The 18,107-nt window shown below is 58.3% G+C and carries 13 protein-coding genes and 3 pseudogenes; 15 read left to right on the forward strand and 1 reads right to left on the reverse strand.

Going from position 1 to position 18,107, the window contains the following annotated elements:
• Window positions 1-423: 423 nt before the first annotated feature.
• Window positions 424-1,122: an SDR family oxidoreductase gene (locus tag K3F49_RS37635; protein ID WP_234685913.1), complete on the reverse strand. Its 699-nt coding sequence runs from the start codon at window positions 1,120-1,122 to the stop codon at window positions 424-426.
• 233 nt (window positions 1,123-1,355) lie between these two features.
• Between K3F49_RS37635 and K3F49_RS37640 the strand changes: the two genes are divergently transcribed.
• The 15 genes and pseudogenes from K3F49_RS37640 to K3F49_RS37710 form a co-directional block, all read left to right on the forward strand.
• Window positions 1,356-1,496, forward strand: a complete 141-nt coding sequence (locus K3F49_RS37640; RefSeq protein ID WP_234685914.1) for a hypothetical protein — start codon at window positions 1,356-1,358, stop codon at window positions 1,494-1,496.
• A gap of 536 nt (window positions 1,497-2,032) precedes the next feature.
• Window positions 2,033-2,857 carry a CmcJ/NvfI family oxidoreductase gene (locus tag K3F49_RS37645; protein WP_234685915.1) on the forward strand — a complete coding sequence of 275 codons (825 nt, stop codon included), beginning with the start codon at window positions 2,033-2,035 and terminating at the stop codon, window positions 2,855-2,857.
• Window positions 2,858-3,694: 837 nt separating this feature from the next.
• A complete protein-coding gene (locus tag K3F49_RS37650) occupies window positions 3,695-4,798 on the forward strand; it encodes a DUF2817 domain-containing protein (protein WP_234685916.1) in 1,104 nt (367 codons plus the stop codon).
• A gap of 332 nt (window positions 4,799-5,130) precedes the next feature.
• Complete coding sequence (locus tag K3F49_RS37655) at window positions 5,131-5,685, forward strand: peroxiredoxin (protein WP_234685917.1); 555 nt, start codon at window positions 5,131-5,133, stop codon at window positions 5,683-5,685.
• A 7-nt stretch (window positions 5,686-5,692) separates the two neighbouring features.
• Window positions 5,693-6,256 carry a carboxymuconolactone decarboxylase family protein gene (locus K3F49_RS37660; RefSeq protein ID WP_234685918.1) on the forward strand — a complete coding sequence of 188 codons (564 nt, stop codon included), beginning with the start codon at window positions 5,693-5,695 and terminating at the stop codon, window positions 6,254-6,256.
• Between the two features lie 791 nt (window positions 6,257-7,047).
• Window positions 7,048-8,106 (forward strand): MDR family NADP-dependent oxidoreductase, encoded by a 1,059-nt coding sequence (locus K3F49_RS37665; protein ID WP_234685919.1) that lies wholly within the window; start codon window positions 7,048-7,050, stop codon window positions 8,104-8,106.
• Window positions 8,107-8,568: 462 nt separating this feature from the next.
• A pseudogene (gene eutB / locus K3F49_RS37670) lies at window positions 8,569-9,424 on the forward strand (hydroxyectoine utilization dehydratase EutB).
• A pseudogene (locus K3F49_RS37675) lies at window positions 9,424-10,413 on the forward strand (cyclodeaminase). The pseudogenes eutB and K3F49_RS37675 overlap by 1 nt, the downstream one beginning before the upstream one ends.
• Before the next feature lie 302 nt (window positions 10,414-10,715).
• The gene (locus K3F49_RS37680; RefSeq protein ID WP_234685920.1) at window positions 10,716-11,807 is read left to right on the forward strand and encodes a DUF2817 domain-containing protein; all 1,092 of its coding nucleotides are present in this window, start codon (window positions 10,716-10,718) and stop codon (window positions 11,805-11,807) included.
• A 561-nt stretch (window positions 11,808-12,368) separates the two neighbouring features.
• A complete protein-coding gene (locus K3F49_RS37685; RefSeq protein ID WP_234685921.1) occupies window positions 12,369-13,502 on the forward strand; it encodes an amidohydrolase family protein in 1,134 nt (377 codons plus the stop codon).
• Window positions 13,499-13,936 (forward strand): Rieske (2Fe-2S) protein, encoded by a 438-nt coding sequence (locus K3F49_RS37690; RefSeq protein ID WP_234685922.1) that lies wholly within the window; start codon window positions 13,499-13,501, stop codon window positions 13,934-13,936. Before K3F49_RS37685 ends, K3F49_RS37690 begins: the two co-directional genes overlap by 4 nt.
• A gap of 359 nt (window positions 13,937-14,295) precedes the next feature.
• A complete protein-coding gene (locus K3F49_RS37695) occupies window positions 14,296-14,706 on the forward strand; it encodes a hypothetical protein (protein WP_234685923.1) in 411 nt (136 codons plus the stop codon).
• A gap of 85 nt (window positions 14,707-14,791) precedes the next feature.
• Window positions 14,792-15,115, forward strand: a complete 324-nt coding sequence (locus K3F49_RS37700; RefSeq protein WP_234685924.1) for a 2Fe-2S iron-sulfur cluster-binding protein — start codon at window positions 14,792-14,794, stop codon at window positions 15,113-15,115.
• A 584-nt stretch (window positions 15,116-15,699) separates the two neighbouring features.
• Window positions 15,700-16,995, forward strand: a complete 1,296-nt coding sequence (locus K3F49_RS37705) for an NAD(P)/FAD-dependent oxidoreductase (RefSeq protein WP_234685925.1) — start codon at window positions 15,700-15,702, stop codon at window positions 16,993-16,995.
• 201 nt (window positions 16,996-17,196) lie between these two features.
• Window positions 17,197-17,551, forward strand: a pseudogene (locus K3F49_RS37710) (IS21 family transposase); the annotation flags it as partial.
• Window positions 17,552-18,107: the final 556 nt, after the last annotated feature.

Here is an 18,107-nt window from a genome sequence, read left to right on the forward strand (position 1 = left end):
GTGGTCCGAGAGTCGCAACGCAGCTGATGGGGTTGCCGAGACATCCCGACTGGGCCGAAGTTTGGCACGATCCTTCGAAGATTGCGCAGCCAAAATCAAAGAAACGGCGTAGTAGCGGTCGGAGCCCAACACGACATCGTCAGTTGCAGACGGGGCAAGCGGACCGCTGAGATAAGCGGCGACGCTCGAGAAGAAGGTGAGCGTTGCCGCCGGACAGGTGACTCGAGCGAACACCGGCTGATCGATGCAAGCACGGCTCTAAGTCGTTAGAGCCGGCTGAAGGACTTCAGCAGCCAAAACCCAGCCGCCCATCGCTACGAGACTATGACACTCACTGAGCGTTCACGACCCCATTGACCAGCTAAGTCATGCGGCTGCGTCGTACCTACTAGACAAGCGTCCATCGTGCGAAAAACCACATGGTCACCAGCGACTCACCACACCCCTGTAGTCCTGAAATACACCACTGTTGGCCGGCGACAGCTCGGCGATTCTCAGGGAGAGACCTTCGGCGCACTCGTCTGCAGTGATCCAAAAATAATCTCCGCCCATTCGGGTGCCGACCCATCCCGGGTTGAGCAGACCGACCAAAACCCCATCATCCGCCCAATCTCGCGAAAGGACTCGCATACCCATATTCAGAGCGACTTTCGATTGGCGATAAGCGAAATTGCCGTCTCTGGCGGTGCTGATAGATGCGAGGATGCTCGTGATCGCAACAAGCTTCTTCTGCGAGCTCATCACCAAGTTGTCGCGGAATGCCTGCGCGACCAACATCGGCCCGAGCGCGTTGACGCGCATGACGGTCATCCAGTTTTCGGGCACAACCTGGTTCTTCGGCTGAAGATTCATTCCAGCATTATTGATGAGAATATCAATTGGCTCATCGCCAAGGGTTCTCTTGAGAGACGCGATGGACACTTCGTTGGCCACGTCCAGCGGCAGGATCCGGACGCGCTCGCCGGAAGATGCTGCGAGCGCCTTGAGATCATCCGCGCCTGCGGGATTGCGACACGTCGCAATGACCGCAGCGCCCTCACCAGCATATCGCGTGGCGAGAGCAAGACCGATGCCTGCGTTCGCGCCTGTAATCAGAACTGTTGTTTGCGTCGGTTTGTCCATGGCCGCTGCGGGATCCTACATTATGTTTCGTAACCAATGATAAGTGGCATGACGCGCGGAAAGGCTGCAAAAAGTACCTGAATTCCGCAGAATTTCGATGTCGGTCTGTTTGAACGGACGGTTTTTGTCGCAGCTACGCAATTGCGCGGTTAGCGGCGACATGGCGGAGCCAAAGTTTGACAATGTGTAGAACCCAAAGCGTGCCAACCACGATCTTTGGGGGCGACCTGTACGTGCTCGACAGAGTCGATTCCTTACGCGGCGTCGCGCCGCACGAGGAGCTAGCCACCTTCGCAGGCTCGGATCCGGTCAGCCGGATCATCCTTGTCCTCGAGCTTTACGTCAATACGCGCCGGCTGACGCCGCAAACCTAACCCAGCCTCTCGTCGTCGGTTCGCCTAACGAGGGACTGGGAGCTCCCGAAGTGAAGTGGCTGCGCGCCCTCCAGACATACGAGCTTCTGAGCTTCGTTCGCTGGACTAGCATGAGGAGAGACAGCTAGAAGCCTTCCTAGAAGTCGGTTCGATCGCCTTCGCCAGGCATCATTATCAAAGTCGCATCTCTTGGTCGCTGAAGCAGCTCGGCCTGATCACCCAGAACGTCAATTTCCTCGGTGACACCACCTGGACCCGCTTCGGTCTCCGGACGTTTCCAAGTGCCTTAGGATCCCAGCCGACTTCGAACTATTTTTTTGCGCACCTCGGATCCAGCGGGCGCCACTTCTCGTCAACGGCGGCGTCGAAATGAAGCGAAAAGCAGTCAATTTTTGCAGAAATTCCCCGCTGCGGACCAAATTTCGCACTCACGGGATCGGCGAATTGACGTTAACCTGCCAACAATTAGTGGGCTAGCGCCAGTGGGCTAGCGAGAGAGATAGGTAGACGCGATGGGAGCGAATACGGCGGCTCAGGTGAAACGTGATCAGCTTGATTCCGTGAAGGGCGAGATTGGGTTTGTTCCACGGACCTCCCGCGAGGGGCCAACTTACGAGGTGTCTGGATATGTCAACCAAATTGTAAGCCATGAGGTATCAATTCGCGACGCGCGTCCCATCGTAGATAAGCTCTCGCTTGACCGAGAGGGTTTTATTCTCGTGAACCACGCGATCTCTAGCTTGAATGAAAGCGATCCGCGGGTCATGACTTCCAAGTATGTGGAAGAGATGGCGTCCTTTCTCAAAAGCCACTTCAATGCATCTTGGGTTGTTCCTTACGCACAAGGTGGTCTTGGGGCCGCCATCCATCGCTCTGCTGACGCGGCCAAAGTCGCTGGGGCTACCCGTGGGCGCGCGCGAGTTGCGCATATCGATTTTTCGCCGAAGTCCGCCCCGGTAATAGCCGCGCTCTCCGATCAAGCTAATGGGTTCCGATCTCGGTCGTATTCCCGAATGATGCTCATTCAGACTTGGTGCGCCCTTTCGCCAGCGCCGCAGGATTTCCCCTTGGCGTTGGTGGATGGCAGCACGGTCGTTGATACCGATATCGTCGAGGACTGTCGTACCGATCCAAGTGTGGACATCGAAAGTGCGCTTTGGCTTCTTCAACACAGCCCTGGGCAGCATTGGTATTACTTTTCGGATATGAAGCCTAACGAGTTCATCCTCTTCAAGGGCTACGATTCGGAAGATTATGGCAATCCGAGGTCGGCCCACACGGCATTCGATAATCGTCGAGCGTTCCCGGACGCGACGCCCCGGGAGAGTATCGAAACTCGCTTTTTCGTCTACTTTAAGTAGTCCGCCGAGCTGTCGCCGCTGAGCAGTCCGGGCCGGGAGTTGGCTTGGCGTTGATCAACAGCGATCAGCGCCGGCGCGCCGAAGACGAGATCGGCGTCGGCCTGCCTGCATCCCGGCTCCGTTGAGGCGCGTCACGATGTGGAGCTTGCTGAAGTGATCGGTCTCGTTCCGTCGGTAGGCTTCTCGAGCGCGCGGGCTTAAGCTTATGACCTCTTACTTTGAGGATGTCCTGCCTCTAGGAGCCTTGGATCGTGATCTTCAGCGCCGCATACCGGTCGGAGACACAGGCGCGATAGCCGTGTTCAGCTGGAGGGTGCCGTCCGCTGGAGGCGTTTCGAGAGTTACGCTGTGAAGTGTCAGTCTCGCCTCGCGATGCACTGGGTTGTTATCCGAGCTGAGGGTGATGCCTGTCCCATGTTGCGGAGCAGACGTCTGAGAATGGTTGAATGCGACGAAGCCGGTGTTGGGTGAAAGGATTTCGTCGTCCGCCGCAGTTATGGCGATTGTGCTGCGTTCGGCTCCGCTAAGGCCGGTCGCCTCCGAGTTGCTTCCATCGCTGCAGCAAGCCGAAGCATGATGAAATTCATCAAATTTCCAACGTCGACGTGAGAATGCCGCCCCATCCCGAACGACAGATCGGCGAATTTGATATCGGCATGTTAGCCATAGTGATGGGGTCGATCGGCTGGATTGTCAGCTGGCAGTAAGAATTCGGTGGGGCAACACATGCGGAATCGGGTGTTGATGAAGACTAGACAGCGGTACTGGCATGGAAATCGGTCAAATGGCGCTGCGTCTTGAGGCACCACTTGGATCGCGGGGAGTAGGTTGAGCAGAATGAATCTTGATAGTGCAAAGCAGCTCGTTCCGGTTGTGTTTTCTGATACGTATCTCGAAGCGAGGCGTAAATTCCTGGCAGCGGCGCCGACGTCGCGAGCGTATCGGTCCCACGCGACCGGACCGTATGGCGAAGCGCTCTTTACGGATGCGTCCTATATCGGACGCCCAGACGCTAAGAATCTCCTTGTCCTGGTTTCCGGCACGCATGGCGCAGAAGGCTACTGCGGGTCCGCCGGACAACTTCTATTCTTGGAAGCTAAGCTCCACGAAGCACTTCCGCGGTCTACGGCCGTGCTCATTGTCCATGCCCTCAATTGCTACGGTTTCGCCTGGGACCGCCGAGTGACGGCAGAGGGGTGCGATCTCAATCGAAATTTCATCGACTTTGCCGAACCGCTCCCGCAAAATGCTGGATACGAGGAAATGGCTGAGTATGTTGTCCCTGCGGACGTTTCAGAGGAGGGAGTCCGGCGCGCGGAGGCTGAGTTCGCGGCATATCAAGCAGCACACGGCGAACAAGCCTTTCGACAGGCATTAACGGGTGGGCAGCATACCAGGCCGGGGGGCATGTTCTACGGGGGAACTAAACCCACTGAAGCCAGGCGAACTCTCGAGCAGATAGCGACGGACTTTGACATAGCGGGTCGCGAGAACGTTATCATTATTGATTACCACACCGGGCTCGGACCTTTCGGCTATGGTGAGCTGGCATGTGAGCAGTCGTCGGGACCAGAGGGTTATGAGCGAGCCGTGAAAATCTTTGGCTCCTCGGTGACGTCGCTGGATCTTGGCACCTCCTCATCAGTGCTTATTCTTGGTAGTCAGGACGCATTTTGGCAGCGTGCCTTAGGGAGCCGACATACCTACGTCTGCCTGGAATTTGGAACTTACCAAAGGCCCGCCGGACGAGTGGTACTTCGAAATGACCACTGGTTGTTCATGCATCAGCCAAAGGCGGCTGATTCCGACCTTGGACGCCAGATTAGACGCGCGACCAAGCTACATTTTTACCCGCAAGCGTCGGATTGGAAGGAGATGGTCGCTTGGAGGTGCCATATGGTTCATCGTCAGGCGCTGGAGGCCCTCAACTCTGAGAATTAGTGTTCTCTCGAAGCCCGTTCTGCATCGAATTTCAGGTCAAGGCGAGTGCCTATTCGGTGCCTCTCCTCAAGTCGGGAGTGCTACCGACATGTCGCTAGCCTGGGGGCTCAGGCGCCTGACGTGGGGCCGACGCCAGTCGGCGTCTCTAGCCAGCTTTGTGACGGTTCGGCCAGCCATGGTGAGCCGGTGATTGTATTGGGGACCGATGGGCGATCGATGCGGGGGTCTTTCCGACGTTCGGCATTTGTGGCGGTTATAAACTTTTGCTACCGCGCGGCCAGAAGTCGCGCGTGAAATAGCGATCAGAGTCTACAGGAAAGGTACAGCAAATCATGCTCGGAATTGGAAGTAAGCTACCCTCGTTCGAAGTCGTCGGCGTGAAGCCTGGATTTCACGCTCAGGAGGAAAAGGGACAAAGCGCGTTTGAAACGCTGACGGCGAGTAGCTTTCCCGGCAAATGGAAAATCATCTTCTTCTATCCCAAGGATTTCACCTTCGTCTGTCCGACCGAAATCGCGGAATTTGCCCGTCTTTCAAAAGACTTTGAGGAGCGCGATGCGGTGGTGCTCGGCGGTTCGACCGATAACGAGTTCTGCAAGCTCGCCTGGCGGCGCGATCACAAGGATCTGCACAAGCTGTCGATCTGGCAGTTCGCCGACACCAACGGGACGTTGGTCGACGGCCTCGGCGTGCGCTCACCCGACGGCGTCGCCTATCGCTACACTTATGTCGTCGATCCCGACAACATGATCCAGCACGTCTACGCGACCAACCTCAACGTCGGCCGCGCACCGAGCGATACTCTACGTGTGCTCGACGCCCTACAGACCGACGAGCTCTGCCCTTGCAACCGCGAGGTCGGCGGCCAAACGTTGAAGGTGGCATGACGCGCCAATGTCGATCGACGAACTGAAGAGCCGCATTCCAGACTTCGCGAAGGATGTAAGGCTCAACCTCTCGTCAATGGTGTCCGATGTGACGCTCGACGAAGAGGCCAAATTTGGTCTATTCCTGGCATGCGCGGTAGCCTCTCGAAATCCGCTCTTGATCTCGGCGTTCGAGGCGCTCGCCGCCGAGAAACTGACCACGGCGGCCGTCTCGGCCGCCAAGGCCGCGGCATCGGTGATGGCGATGAACAACATCTACTATCGATTCGTGCACCTTGCTTCAAACAAGGAGTACGGAACCATGCCGGCGCGGCTACGTATGAACGTCATCAGCAATCCCGGCATCGACAAGGTTGTTTTCGAGCTGTGGTCGCTCGCGGTCTCCGCCATCAACGGCTGCGGCGCCTGCATGGAGGCGCATGAGAACGTGCTACGGGACGCGGGGCTCGCCGCAAGCACAGTCCAAACCGCGGTGCGCTTTGCAGCAATCATCCAGTCGGTGGCAGTTGCAATCGAAGCAGCCCAGCCGCAAATGTCGATGGCGTATCGGAGCGAAGCAGCAGGAGGCTAGTCAGAGCGAAGATGGTAAAGGCGCGGATGCGCTGTACCCACGGCAGCTCGCCCGCGATGGTGGGCACGATTCGCTCTGCGCACTCGGAAACCGGCTGACACTACTCCGCCGGTCAATTCCGCAGCGCCCATGCTGTCGCTCGTCGCTGAACGTCTAGACTAGAATCTGATCTCCTTGGTTGTATCGCGGCTTACCTCAAGTCCGTGATCCGACTGCGTGAAGGAGTCGATCAACGCGAACAGAGAATAGTCGATCATGCCCGGCCAGATCAGCGGCGACCATCATCATCATGATGGTATGCAGCGGCGCGTCGCCCATGCGTTGCTCCAGCTGCCGACCGCAATTCATCAGGACCACCGAGACATAGCCCCGGCCCATCGCACAGATGCTGTGTGCCAAGACGATTTTCACTCTGCCTGTTATCGGAAATAACCGCCAAAAACTACGGCAACAAACGGCGCAGAGAATCTGCCAAAAACTGGGCGGCTGATCCGAAATTCTACGATGAATTCCTATGAGCGGTGAAATGCTTCGCGACATTGGGGCTATCTTGTTTTGAGGGGAAGTGTTTGAGATTAGCCATCGGCGGTACGCGGGATTGGAATTAGGACATCAGCTACCTCTCGGGTTTCGCAACCTAGATAATGTTCGATCGCGTAGCAAACATAAGACCAAGAGGTCCTACCAGCCAACTGAGACTGGCGCGAGATCACAGCGTCCAGCGTTGCTTTGAGAATGGATGTCGAGGGCAACTCCACATCGTGAGCTTCGCCAAGAAGAGGGACTGAGCGATGACAGGAAATCAATACTGGACTTTAGCGGATGGACCGCTGCCGAGTTTCCCTCAGGCGGACACCTTCGTGCGAAAGGAACGCGAGGTCCCGACGCCCGGTCCGGGGCAAGCGCTGACCAGGACCATCTATGTGTCCCTTGATCCTTATCAATGGTACTACGCGCGCGAACGCATCGCGCCGGATGGCGCGCCCTGTCATGCGCGCACCGTATCCCAGGTGATCAAGAGCAAGCTCAACGGGTACGCCCCCGGCGACTTCGTGTTCGACACCAACGGTTGGGCTGAGTACGGGCTGATCGGCGAGGGCGTCTGGCGGCCCGCCTATATGGTCCCGCGCAAGCTCGATCCGTCCGTAGGGCGCATTTCGCATGCCGTGGGCGTGCTGGGAATGCTGGGCCTGACAGCGTATGCAGGAATGGATCTGATGGCTTCGCCCAAATCTGGAGAAACCGTGGTCGTTTCGGCGGCCTCGGGCGGAGTGGGACAAATTGCCGGCCAACTCGCCAAGCAGCGAGGGGCACGCGTCGTAGGAATCGCAGGCCGTGATGCCAAGTGCCGATTCGTAACCCAAGATCTGGGTTTCGACGCCTGCGTCTCCCACCTTTCGCCAACTCTGAAGGCTGATCTCGCCGCGGTATGCCCGGCTGGCATCGACGTCTATTTTGAGAATGTAGGTGGCAAGGTGTTCGAGGCCGTGCTGCCTTTGTTCAATCAGGACGCTCGAATGACCATTTGCGGTACCATCTCCACCTACGGCGACGAGGATGGTGGCGTCGCCAAGCGTGCGGCGCTGATGAAGCTTGCAGAGCCAATCTTCAAAACGCGAAACGTCACGGCTAAGAACGTCGAGGCTCGCGATTTCGCCGAGGAATACCTTGATGAGATGCTAGCCTATGTCGGGCCGCTGGTGGCTGCGGGGAGGGTCAAGTATCGCGAAGATATTCGCACAGGCCTGGACACCATTCCAACAGCTTTCATCGACATGATGCGTGGCAACAATTTCGGAAAGATGCTGGTGCGGGTGAGTTCCGACATGTCGGATGCGGTTCAAACTTGAACGCACTAAGACCAAGTTTGTCGCGGGATGCTGTAGTCAGACTACTAAAGAAACGCGACATGCATTGACGATCCGTGCAAGGGAAGGTGGTGTAACCTATGCAGAAGGAAGCACCGGGATGGCCGGTTCCGGCCACTGCCCGTTTTCGGTGCGCTTCACCAGTTCTGCGCCTGAAAGCTGAGCCTTCACATATGACAACGCGTGAAAAGACCTTTTGCGGAGCGGCATATTGTTCAACATAAAATGACGGCCCATCGGAGACTCAAATCGAGTATCCAAGGAGTCTAACGTGGAGACAACTCATTCAACAAAGGGCGGCGACCAAGCAACCGCATTGGAATTGACGACCGCACTCCCGAAGCGCTTAAGGCACATCGTCGCATCCGCGACTGCGTTATCAAAACGCCCACTATCCACTCAAAAGGCCTATCTTCTCTTTGCGGTGTCGACGTGTTCCTCAAGATGGAGCATCGGTAAACGACCGGCAGATTCAAGCTGCGCGGAGCCACAAACGCCATAGTGCAGCTTACAGAAGAGGAGCTAGCCCGGGGGGCAACGGCGTCGACCGGCAACCACGGGCGCGCCATTGCCCATGCCGCGAAAGCAGCCGGGGCATCCGCGACAATCTGTATGTCCAGATTCGTTCCGGAGAACAAAGTTTCCGAGATCAGACGCCTAGGCGCGGATGTCCGGATTGTAGGCAATTCTTACGACGAGGCGGAGAGCGAGCTCCATCGGCTGGTCACCGAAAAAGGACGAGTAATGGTGTCCCCGTTCGATGATGCCGCAATCATAGCCGGGCAGGGCACGGTCGGTCTCGAGATCGTGGCAGACGTGCCAAACGTTGCTACTGTGCTCGTTCCTTTGGGGAGTGGAGGACTGTCGGCTGGGATCGCGTCGACCGTGAAAGGCATGTGGAAGGGCGCGGATCATAGGACTCACCAAGGAACGAGGGGCGGCTATGAAGGCCAGTCTTGATGCCGGCCATCCCGTGCAAGTCAAAGAGTACGAGAGTCTAGCGGATGCCCTTTGTGGAGGGATAGGTCTAAACAACAAGCTGACGTTCACGATGTGTCGGGAGCTCCTCGATGATGTCATCTTGCTCCGAGAAAGTGAGCTCTCCGCGGGCATTCGCTATGCTCACGAACAAGAACATGAGGTTGTTGAGGGAGCGGGTGCGACAGGCATCGCCGCACTGCTCGCCCGTAAAGTTCCGAACATACAAGGACCTTTGGTGGTCGTGCTATCCGGTCGTAACGTTGATCCGCTCTTGCACCGCCGCGTCATAGAGGGCGAGCGTGCCCCATTTGAAGAGTAATGGCGATGGTAAAGATCATAACGGAGCAAGAGCTTAGGACGCTCGTGCCGCTCGACCGCGCGGCCGTGTAGTGTGTAGAAGGCGCCTTCCATGCTCTCTCTACAAAACCGGTAGAGATGCCGCCAATACTCCGGCTTAATATATTCGACCATCAGGGTGAGGTGGACGGTAAAGACCGCTTATACACCTGGTGTTGACTATTTTGCCGTGAAAATAGGTCTGGCTTCTTCGAGAACCCGAAGATGGGCCTGCCGAGTGCAAGCGGGATGATGGCACTCTTCTCCAGCGAAACTGGCATTCCGCAGGCTATTCTGCTCGACAATGGTTATCTCACTGACGTCCGCACGGCCGCAGCGGGTGCTGTGGCAGCGCAGTACCTTACGCGTGAGAATACTGCCGTGGCTGCGATTATTGGAGCGGGCGTGCAGGCTAGGTTGCAGTTGGAGGCCCTGATGCTGGTGCGCCCGGTCAAAGAGGCGCGAATCTGGGCTCGCGATTTCTCCAAAGCGAAAGGGTTTTCCGAAGGCTCTCAAGCAATCTCGGCATATCGGTAATCCCTTACAAGGATCCCGCTCTCGCCGTTAGTGGCTCGGATATCATTGTCACGACAACACCTGCGAGCAGTCCAGTCCTGAGCGCTGCATGGCTCGAGCCAGGACAGCATATTACAGCGATGGGTTCGGATGCTGAACACAAGAATGAGATCGAGCCCACCGCGATTGCCCGCGCGGATCTCTACATGGCAGACAGTTTGCTGCAGACGAGAAGATTAGGTGAATTGCACCACGCATTGGCATCGGGGGCGATTTCCGAAACGTCTACCTTCCTAGAGCTTGCGGACATCATCGCGGGAAAAAACGGACCGCTCAAGCAACGCGCAGATTAGTATCGCTGATCTTACCGGTACCGGTATTCAAGATACTGCATTTGCGGCGTTCGCCTTCCAGCGCGCGAAAGCTGAAGGTGCCGCCATTGGAGCGGCCTCTTAGCCTGACAACAGTAGCGTGCGTCTGACGGAGCTAAAAGTAGGGAGAAGGGGCCAGCTCTGGTGGATGAGGTCGGCGAGCGAAACCAGCGCGAATCGTTTTCAGTGCGGACGAATCAAGATTAGTGAGCTTCTTCGCCGTCTTCCACGATCAGCCGTCAGTTACGCTGAGCTTGTCGTTAGGGGCCCGGGCGCAGTGCGGAATTGCTTCAACACGCGCGTTAGCCCGGACCAGGGCAGTTCGGCTCGGCGCAACGCTCGATGCGTGATTTAACTCGATCGAAAGACAAGCATGAAGGAGCGGACATGAATCTCGACGTTGCGGCGCAGATTGCAAAGACGGTTTTTTCCGATACGTACCATGAAGCGCGACGGAAATTTCTTTCGCGCGCTCCCGGGTCCCGACCTTACAAATGCAGCTCAACGGGACCAGCGGGTGAAGAGCTGTTCACCGATGTCGCATACTTTGGGCCTGTAGACGCAAGCCGCCTTGTAGTTCTAGTATCCGCTACACATGGGGTGGAGGGTTACTGCGGATCTGCGGGACAGCTCCTCTTCCTGGAGGCTGGTTTTCACGAGAAGCTGCCACCATCAACCGGAATGCTCATTATCCACGCACTGAATTGTTATGGCTTTGCGTGGGACCGTCGGGTTACGGCTGAGGGGATCGACCTTAATCGAAATTTCGTCGACTTTGCGGCACCGCTTCCGGCGAACCCTGGGTACCAAGAACTGGCCGACCACCTCGTTCCAGCGGACCTTTCGGAGGCGAGTATCGCGCGCGCCGAGGCTGCAATCGCCGCCTACCAGACAAAGCACGGCGTACCGAACTTTCGGTTCGCACTCACGGGCGGACAGTACACGCATCCTGATGGCATGTTCTACGGTGGCGCTGAGCCATCCGAGGCGAGGCGCACGCTCGAACAGATCGTGGCAGACTATGACGTTACAAGTAAGGATGAAGTCGTCATCGTCGATTACCATACGGGTCTTGGTCCCTATGGGTACGGCGAGTTGCAAACCGAACAATCCGCTGGACGTGAAGGTTATGAGAAGGCTGTTCGAGTGTTTGGTGCATCAGTCACTTCGCCCGAACTCGGAAACTCATCATCGGCGCCGATCGTGGGGACGCAAGACACGCTCTGGGAGCGAGTTCTAGGCGATCGACGCATCTATATAGGTCCCGAATTCGGGACCTATCCGAGTGGACGAACTGTCCTGCGAAAAGACCATTGGCTATTCAAGTATCGTCCTAACGAAGTTGACTCGGATCTTGGTCGCGAGATTCGCCGAGCCACCAAGCTGCACTTCTATCCCCAGGGAGCAGACTGGAAGGAAATGGTAGTCTGGAGGTCGCATCAGGTTCATCGCCAGACCATGAAGGCCTTCGTCCGCTAACTCGATCGGCTCGCGACAACTACTGGCTCGACGCTCGAAGCGGAGCCGCGGATTCGAAAATCCTGACTGATGGGGGAGGCAATTGGCCGATTCGGCCATCGGATCTGGACCGCATGCTAAGAACATGGAGTGTGGTGTAGCATCTACGATGGCCTGGGGCGGCAATACTCGCGTCGGCGTGCGCGAGAGCGGCCAGCGCCGGCGCGAGCTTGTGATCAACATTCGCTGGCGCGGACTTCAGAGTCGCGCTTGACCCGGCGGTCGGCGATCGCCCACCCGGTTTCTGAAGGGGGTTGGACCAAGTCTTCCCCGGCACCTCGCGGGCAGCTCTGCTGGCCGCAAAAGACCGTCAACGTGCGCAATATAGTTCCGAACTAATATCACCACGAAGAATTTCGGCCCTGGCTCATAGATTTTCTCGATTTTGCGCCGCCGTCAGACGGAATTTGACGGTTTTCTGTTTCACCGAGTGCTAAAAACTATTTGACGGTCGACGCGGCAGACAAGTGCGACCGTTGTGCATGGATAGCGCGTCGATCAATGATGCAGGAGGGTGAGCCAATGTCTGTACAAACCAACCGAGCGGCGACAGACGGAATGGTGGTTGTGGATTGTGATGTCCACCTCAACGATCTTCCTCAGTACATTGCTCCTTATTGCGAAATGCCGTGGCGTAAGTCGCTCGAGCTTCTCGGTAGCATTCCACAGCGCTACCTGGACATTCCCGGCTATTGTCCTGCCTTGGTTGCGACCCCGCCGCTCCCCGGCGGTCATGCGAGTAGGAGCGTTGACACCCCGCAAGCGATGCGCAATGAGCTCAGCGCGCTGGGGGTCGACTACGGCATCCTGCTGCCGGATTACCTGCTGGGCTTTGCGCTCCTGTCGAACATCGAGTACGCCACCGCCCTGTCGCGCGCCTACAACCGTTGGATGGTAGCCGAGTGGCTTCGCGAGGGTAACGGTCTCTACGGCGCCGTCATGGCTTGTCCGCAGAACCCAGAGGAGACGGTCAGGGAGATCGAGCGCTACGCCGGTACGCCGGGCGTTGTCGCTGTCTACCTGCCCACCGCCGGCGTTGACCCGCTCTGGGGCCATCGCCGCTACGATCGTATCCTGGCGGCAGCAGAGGCTGCGGAGCTTCCGGTCATGCTGCACAGCGTGACGGTGACCTCGCCGGCCTTCCCCACCCAGATCAACCAATTCGAAAATCACTTTGGGAAGCAAATCATAGGGCACACATTCGCGATGATGGCCAACCTCGCGAGCTTGATGCACACCGGCGTGCCGGCGCGCTATCCGAAACTTCAAATTGTCTTCACTGAAGCCGGTGTCGGCTGGGTGCCCGGCATGATGTGGCGCATGGACCGCTACCACCAAGAGTTTCGTCGGCAGGTGCCATTCCTGGAGGAGCGGCCGAGCGATTACATGAAGCGACAGATGTGGTTCGCCACGCAGCCGGTTGAGGAGCCGGTCAATCCGAAATACTTGGTCGAGACGATGGAGCATTATGGGGGCGCCGACCGCACATTGTTCGCCTCTGACTGGCCGCACCACGACTTCGACCATCCGCGCTGCCTGGCGCGGCTGCCGCTGACGCAAGAGCAGCGCCGCAAGATCATGGGCGAGAACGCGCTCAGCCTCTTCAAGCTCCCGATCCCCGAGAGGCTTACGAAAAAGGAGAAGCAGCCAGCATGAGCGACAATCACGAGGTGGCCGAGCGTGCTGCCGAAGCTGAGACGAAGGCGCCACGGTCGGCGCGAGCGCCGGTCGAATATCCGGTCGGGTCGGCAAGCGAATTTCCGCCCGGCTCGCACAAGATCGTTCAGGTCGGCACGCAGGAAGTCGGGGTGTTCAACGTCAATGGCGATCTACATGCTCTGATCAATGTTTGTCCGCATCAATACGGACCGGTGTGCGCCGGGCGGGTTGGCGGCGAGATGAGGTGCAACGCCTCTACGGACTGGAAATTCCATTGGAGCCGGGATGGCGAGATCCTCATCTGCCCATGGCATGGGCACGAGTTCGATCTGGTCACGGGGCGCTGCCTCGCTCTGAAGGAGATGCGACTGCGCAAATGCAAAGTGAACGTTGTCGACGGCGAGGTTCGCGTGAGCCTGGGCGGTGGCTAAGGAGCGCTTTGACGTAAACGAGAACGGGCCTGCCGACGATGGCAGGCCTTCAAGGAAGAATCACCGAGAACAGAACCGCAGTACGTGATGAAGCACAAAAGTCATGCACGCACTTGATGCATCGGTCTGGCCTGGTTGCGACGACACCAAATCCAGCCGCCGCTGAACGACACGTAGGGCCCGAGAAATCGGCAGACGGCGCGGTCATCGATTCTCGGGAACTGACGCGCGACATTGCCGCGGCGACGTCATCCCGAAGAACAACCGCTAAAAAAGTTACTTGGCCCAAGCCGCCGTAGCGGCTGGTACTGTTACGTCCGTGCAAAAGTCGGATCAGGCCATCGCCATTGGGAGTGATCATGTTCGTGGTCATCGTCGAGACGCAAATAGATGCCGAGGCGCGAGCCGGCAAGTCCGCCTACCTTGCGAGGCTCGTACAAGGGGCGAGCGGGGCGGTCGAGGACGAGCTCGGGATTGAGGTCGTCAATTACGAGAACCGCCGCGCTTTGGCGATGCTGGCGCGGCCGAACGAAGTTTTTTTGGCGTGGCGCTGGTGGCAGATCGGTAACGAGGAGGGCGGCGGTGAGGTGCTCTTCACTGTCGACGGCAATGGCGACGTAATCACACTTGAGCGCAAGGAGGCGGATGCGCTACTCGTCGAAAGCGGAGCTGGAGTCCTGGAAACGGTCGGAGGCCGCGCGCCACCCGTGAACGTTTTCTGCAGGCCCGCGTCGCTGTCAGGGCAGTCGATCCTGCGCGGGCGGCTCTGAAGTGACGGCGATTTAGCTCGCCATGTCGTTTTTATCGCAAGGGCGTGTAGCCCTTCGCAGGCTATTCGCGAGAGATCTGACTGAAATGACACTCATTCACTACGTGGCTGCAGACGGTACCCGAAGCTCTTTTGACATCGAGAACGGTAACAGCGTGATGCAGGGTGCGGTGCTCAACGGCGTCGAGGGCATCGTGGGGGAATGCGGTGGCAACGCGATGTGCGCGACCTGTCACGTCTATGTCGACGAAAACGATATCAATAGACTGGAAACGATGGACGAATTGGAGGACGCGATGCTCGATTCCGTAGCTTGTCCGCGACGCGCAAACAGCAGGCTATCGTGTCAGATCAAGGTGAGCGCCGAGCTTGAGGGCCTGACCGTGCGCATGCCGGACAGTCAATATTGACACGCAGGTACGTTGACCTCCCTCCGCGACGGTGAGGCCCAGCGGGCCGGAAACATGCCGGAGCGTTGTGACCTCTTGGTACGGTGCACTCGGAACTAGTGCTACAGTGCTCCTCCCTTTCACGAGAGTCCCCTGATATTCAAAGGCTGTTATTTCGGTCGCTCGGTGATCCTGTGCCTCTCCGGTATCTGATCACAATCGTAAGAGCCTCACCGATGCCCTGCGCGCCCGGCTTTGATGCCTTCGCGACGTGCAAAGGAATGAGACCTCGATGCGGCTCGCCCGGTCACCGACGAGATTGGCGAGTAGGCTTCAGTGATCTGCGCGCCGAATTGATTGCCGCTGAGCTTGCATGTCGTGAGCAGCGCGCCGAGTTTTCCGTTTCAAGCTCGGAAGCGGCGTCGCAATGCCGATGATTCCGAATGTGGCCTTCTTATCGTATATCCATTCCCGCCACTGGTTGGGTCAGACTGTTGCTGTAGTTGGCCAGCATAAGTATGACGATGATGCGGGAGCAAAATCATGAGGCGATGGAGCGCTGACTCGAGCCGAACGAAAAAAATGGCCAGCTGGGAGCACAGAAAGTGAGCAGCAAAAATACGGCCCACACTGAAGGCGCTGCAGTCAGCCAAGGGCGGCTGGAACGCGTGGTCATCGTCGGTAGCGGTCAAGCGGCCGTCGAATTGGCGGCTTCGTTGCGACAGCGCGGCTTCACGGGGTCCATAATCCTCATCGGAGAAGAGCGGAATCTGCCCTATCAGAAACCGCCTCTGTCGAAGGACTTCCATCCGGCGAGCAAGGCCGCGATGCTGTTGCGCGCGGAGAGTTTCTACGCCGCCAACTCGGTCGAGCTACGCCTCGGGGCGGTCGCGGAGCGTATCGACCGCGTCGCCCGCGTTGTCGTGATGGCCGACGGGACACCACTCCCTTACGACCATCTCGTGCTCGCCACAGGCGCGCGCAATCGAGTGCCGGACATTCCAGGGGTCAGCGTTGGCACGCCGCTGGAATTACGCACGCTTGCCCATGCCCACAACCTCGCGGCGCGGATTGCCGAATTTCGCCACGTCACCATAGCCGGGGGTGGCTTCATCGGCCTTGAAGTAGCCTCTCTGCTCCGCAGCCGCGAGATCGAGGTCGATGTGATCGAAGCTGCCGACCGGCTGATGGGCCGCGTGCTCTCGCCAGTGATGAGTGATTACTTTCGCCAGTTGCACACCAAGGCCGGAGTCCGCTTGCGGTTCCGCAACACTGTCAAATCTGTCGGCAAGGATGCGGCTCGTGAGCTGGTCACCCTTGCTGACGGCACGACGATCAATACAGATGCGATTATGATGGCGATCGGCGTGTTACCCAACGACGCGCTGGCGGCCGCCGCCGGGCTCAAGGTAGACAATGGGATCGTGGTTGATGCGGAACTGCGCACCAGCGATCCCGCGATTTCTGCGATCGGCGACTGCGCCGTTCATCCCAACCCGTTCTGCAGCGGCCTCATCCGGCTGGAATCTGTGCAGAACGCGATCGACCAAGCGCGTTGCCTCGCCGCCGGGCTGACCGGCTGGCCTAGCCCTTACCACAGCCTGCCGTGGTTCTGGTCCAATCAGGGCAGCGCCCGCCTGCAGATTGCCGGATTGGCCGCTGATACCGACGGGGCGGTGCTGCGTGGTGAGCCGGGGAGCGACGCGTTTTCGATTTTCCTCTATAAGGGAGAACGGCTGATTGCTGTTGAAAGCGTGAACAAGCCTAGCGATCACATGGTTGCGCGGCGTCTCCTATCAGTCGGCCTGTCGGTACCGAAGTCAATGGCGGCGGACACCGGCGCAGACCTCAAGCAATTTGCCGGCGCGGCTGTGGTGCGCAAGCCCTCTCCAGTCACCTGACCAGGACGTTTTAGCGACGGGAGCATCGAGCGCCCGTCTTCACCCCTCGAAAGACAGACGACCACCTCGGTAGCGACCATCACGACACAGGCAACCGTGCCCCGCAAGGAGCTCTCCCTTTGATGGACGGCTTGCGGGAGGTGTCGGCCAGGGCGAACACTCCGACGCCTTTCGCCTTCGATACCGACGGAGAGGCTTGCGATGCGCCACGTGCGCGATGTGATGAGACTGACGTCGGCTGGAATGCGGGCCGCGAGATCGCACGGCGGATTGGGGGCTGCGCCTCCAACTGTGCGGCTGACGATCCGCCGGCTCGAGGCGGCAGGGCTGTCCTGCCGCTCCCGAAGGACGTTATGGATGCGGCTCTCGAGGCCCGGCTGTTCGCCGGCGCCGGCACCAAGCAGGGCCATCGACGTCGTGCCGAGACCGACTGGGCGGCGGTTCACCGCGAGCTCAAGTGCAAGCATTGACGCTGTTGATCCTGTGGGAGGAATACATCGCGGCCGAACGCGATGGTTACCGCTACAGCCGTTTCTGTGAGCTCTACCGTGCCTGGGACGGTTGTCGGCCGCGTCCCGAGCAGGGCTTTCGAACCTCCTTGGCATCCTCTGGCTCACCGGTCCTATGGGCGCGAGCGGCTCGACGCCGCGGCGCTCCGGGCCCTCAACGTCGCGCGCGCACATACGGCTCGGTCAAATTGATCCTCTCGATCGGCGGCCCGCTTCCTAGCCGGCTTTCGCGTTTCCGAAGTACGCGTTCCCTGGCCGATTGCTCAATAGCGTGGGCCTGTCGCAGCCGTGGTGCGAAGGTCATACCGCTTCACACGAGCCAAGATGTAGGACTTGTGGCTGATCGTAACCGAACGATATTCACCGATTTTTCTGCACTTAACATCAACGAATGCAGAATTACTGCATTTTTATCCTATCAAACGCACGACGTGAACGTGAGTGCAGGGTTACCGTAGCGAAGTCCAACAAGCGGTAAAAACAAGCTTGCCTCGTCGCGGAGGCCGCGCACAATGCTCTTGAGCGCGTGCTTTCTAAGTTTACGTAGTCTAGTCGAGAGCGAACTTACTGCGCTCGCGCGATGCTGGGTCGATTGCTTTGTTG

It is taken from the genome of Bradyrhizobium monzae (genome assembly GCF_021458635.1).
Classification (GTDB): domain Bacteria; phylum Pseudomonadota; class Alphaproteobacteria; order Rhizobiales; family Xanthobacteraceae; genus Bradyrhizobium.

What these genes read in the sequence shown, in the direction of transcription:
- K3F49_RS37680 (WP_234685920.1), top strand. Translation starts at nt 10,716, where the DNA reads ATGAATCTCGACGTTGCGGCGCAGATTGCAAAGACGGTTTTTTCCGAT.
- K3F49_RS37635 (WP_234685913.1), bottom strand. Translation starts at nt 1,122, where the DNA reads ATGGACAAACCGACGCAAACAACAGTTCTGATTACAGGCGCGAACGCA.
- K3F49_RS37660 (WP_234685918.1), top strand. Translation starts at nt 5,693, where the DNA reads ATGTCGATCGACGAACTGAAGAGCCGCATTCCAGACTTCGCGAAGGAT.
- K3F49_RS37700 (WP_234685924.1), top strand. Translation starts at nt 14,792, where the DNA reads ATGACACTCATTCACTACGTGGCTGCAGACGGTACCCGAAGCTCTTTT.
- K3F49_RS37650 (WP_234685916.1), top strand. Translation starts at nt 3,695, where the DNA reads ATGAATCTTGATAGTGCAAAGCAGCTCGTTCCGGTTGTGTTTTCTGAT.
- K3F49_RS37685 (WP_234685921.1), top strand. Translation starts at nt 12,369, where the DNA reads ATGTCTGTACAAACCAACCGAGCGGCGACAGACGGAATGGTGGTTGTG.
- K3F49_RS37665 (WP_234685919.1), top strand. Translation starts at nt 7,048, where the DNA reads ATGACAGGAAATCAATACTGGACTTTAGCGGATGGACCGCTGCCGAGT.
- K3F49_RS37695 (WP_234685923.1), top strand. Translation starts at nt 14,296, where the DNA reads ATGTTCGTGGTCATCGTCGAGACGCAAATAGATGCCGAGGCGCGAGCC.
- K3F49_RS37690 (WP_234685922.1), top strand. Translation starts at nt 13,499, where the DNA reads ATGAGCGACAATCACGAGGTGGCCGAGCGTGCTGCCGAAGCTGAGACG.
- K3F49_RS37655 (WP_234685917.1), top strand. Translation starts at nt 5,131, where the DNA reads ATGCTCGGAATTGGAAGTAAGCTACCCTCGTTCGAAGTCGTCGGCGTG.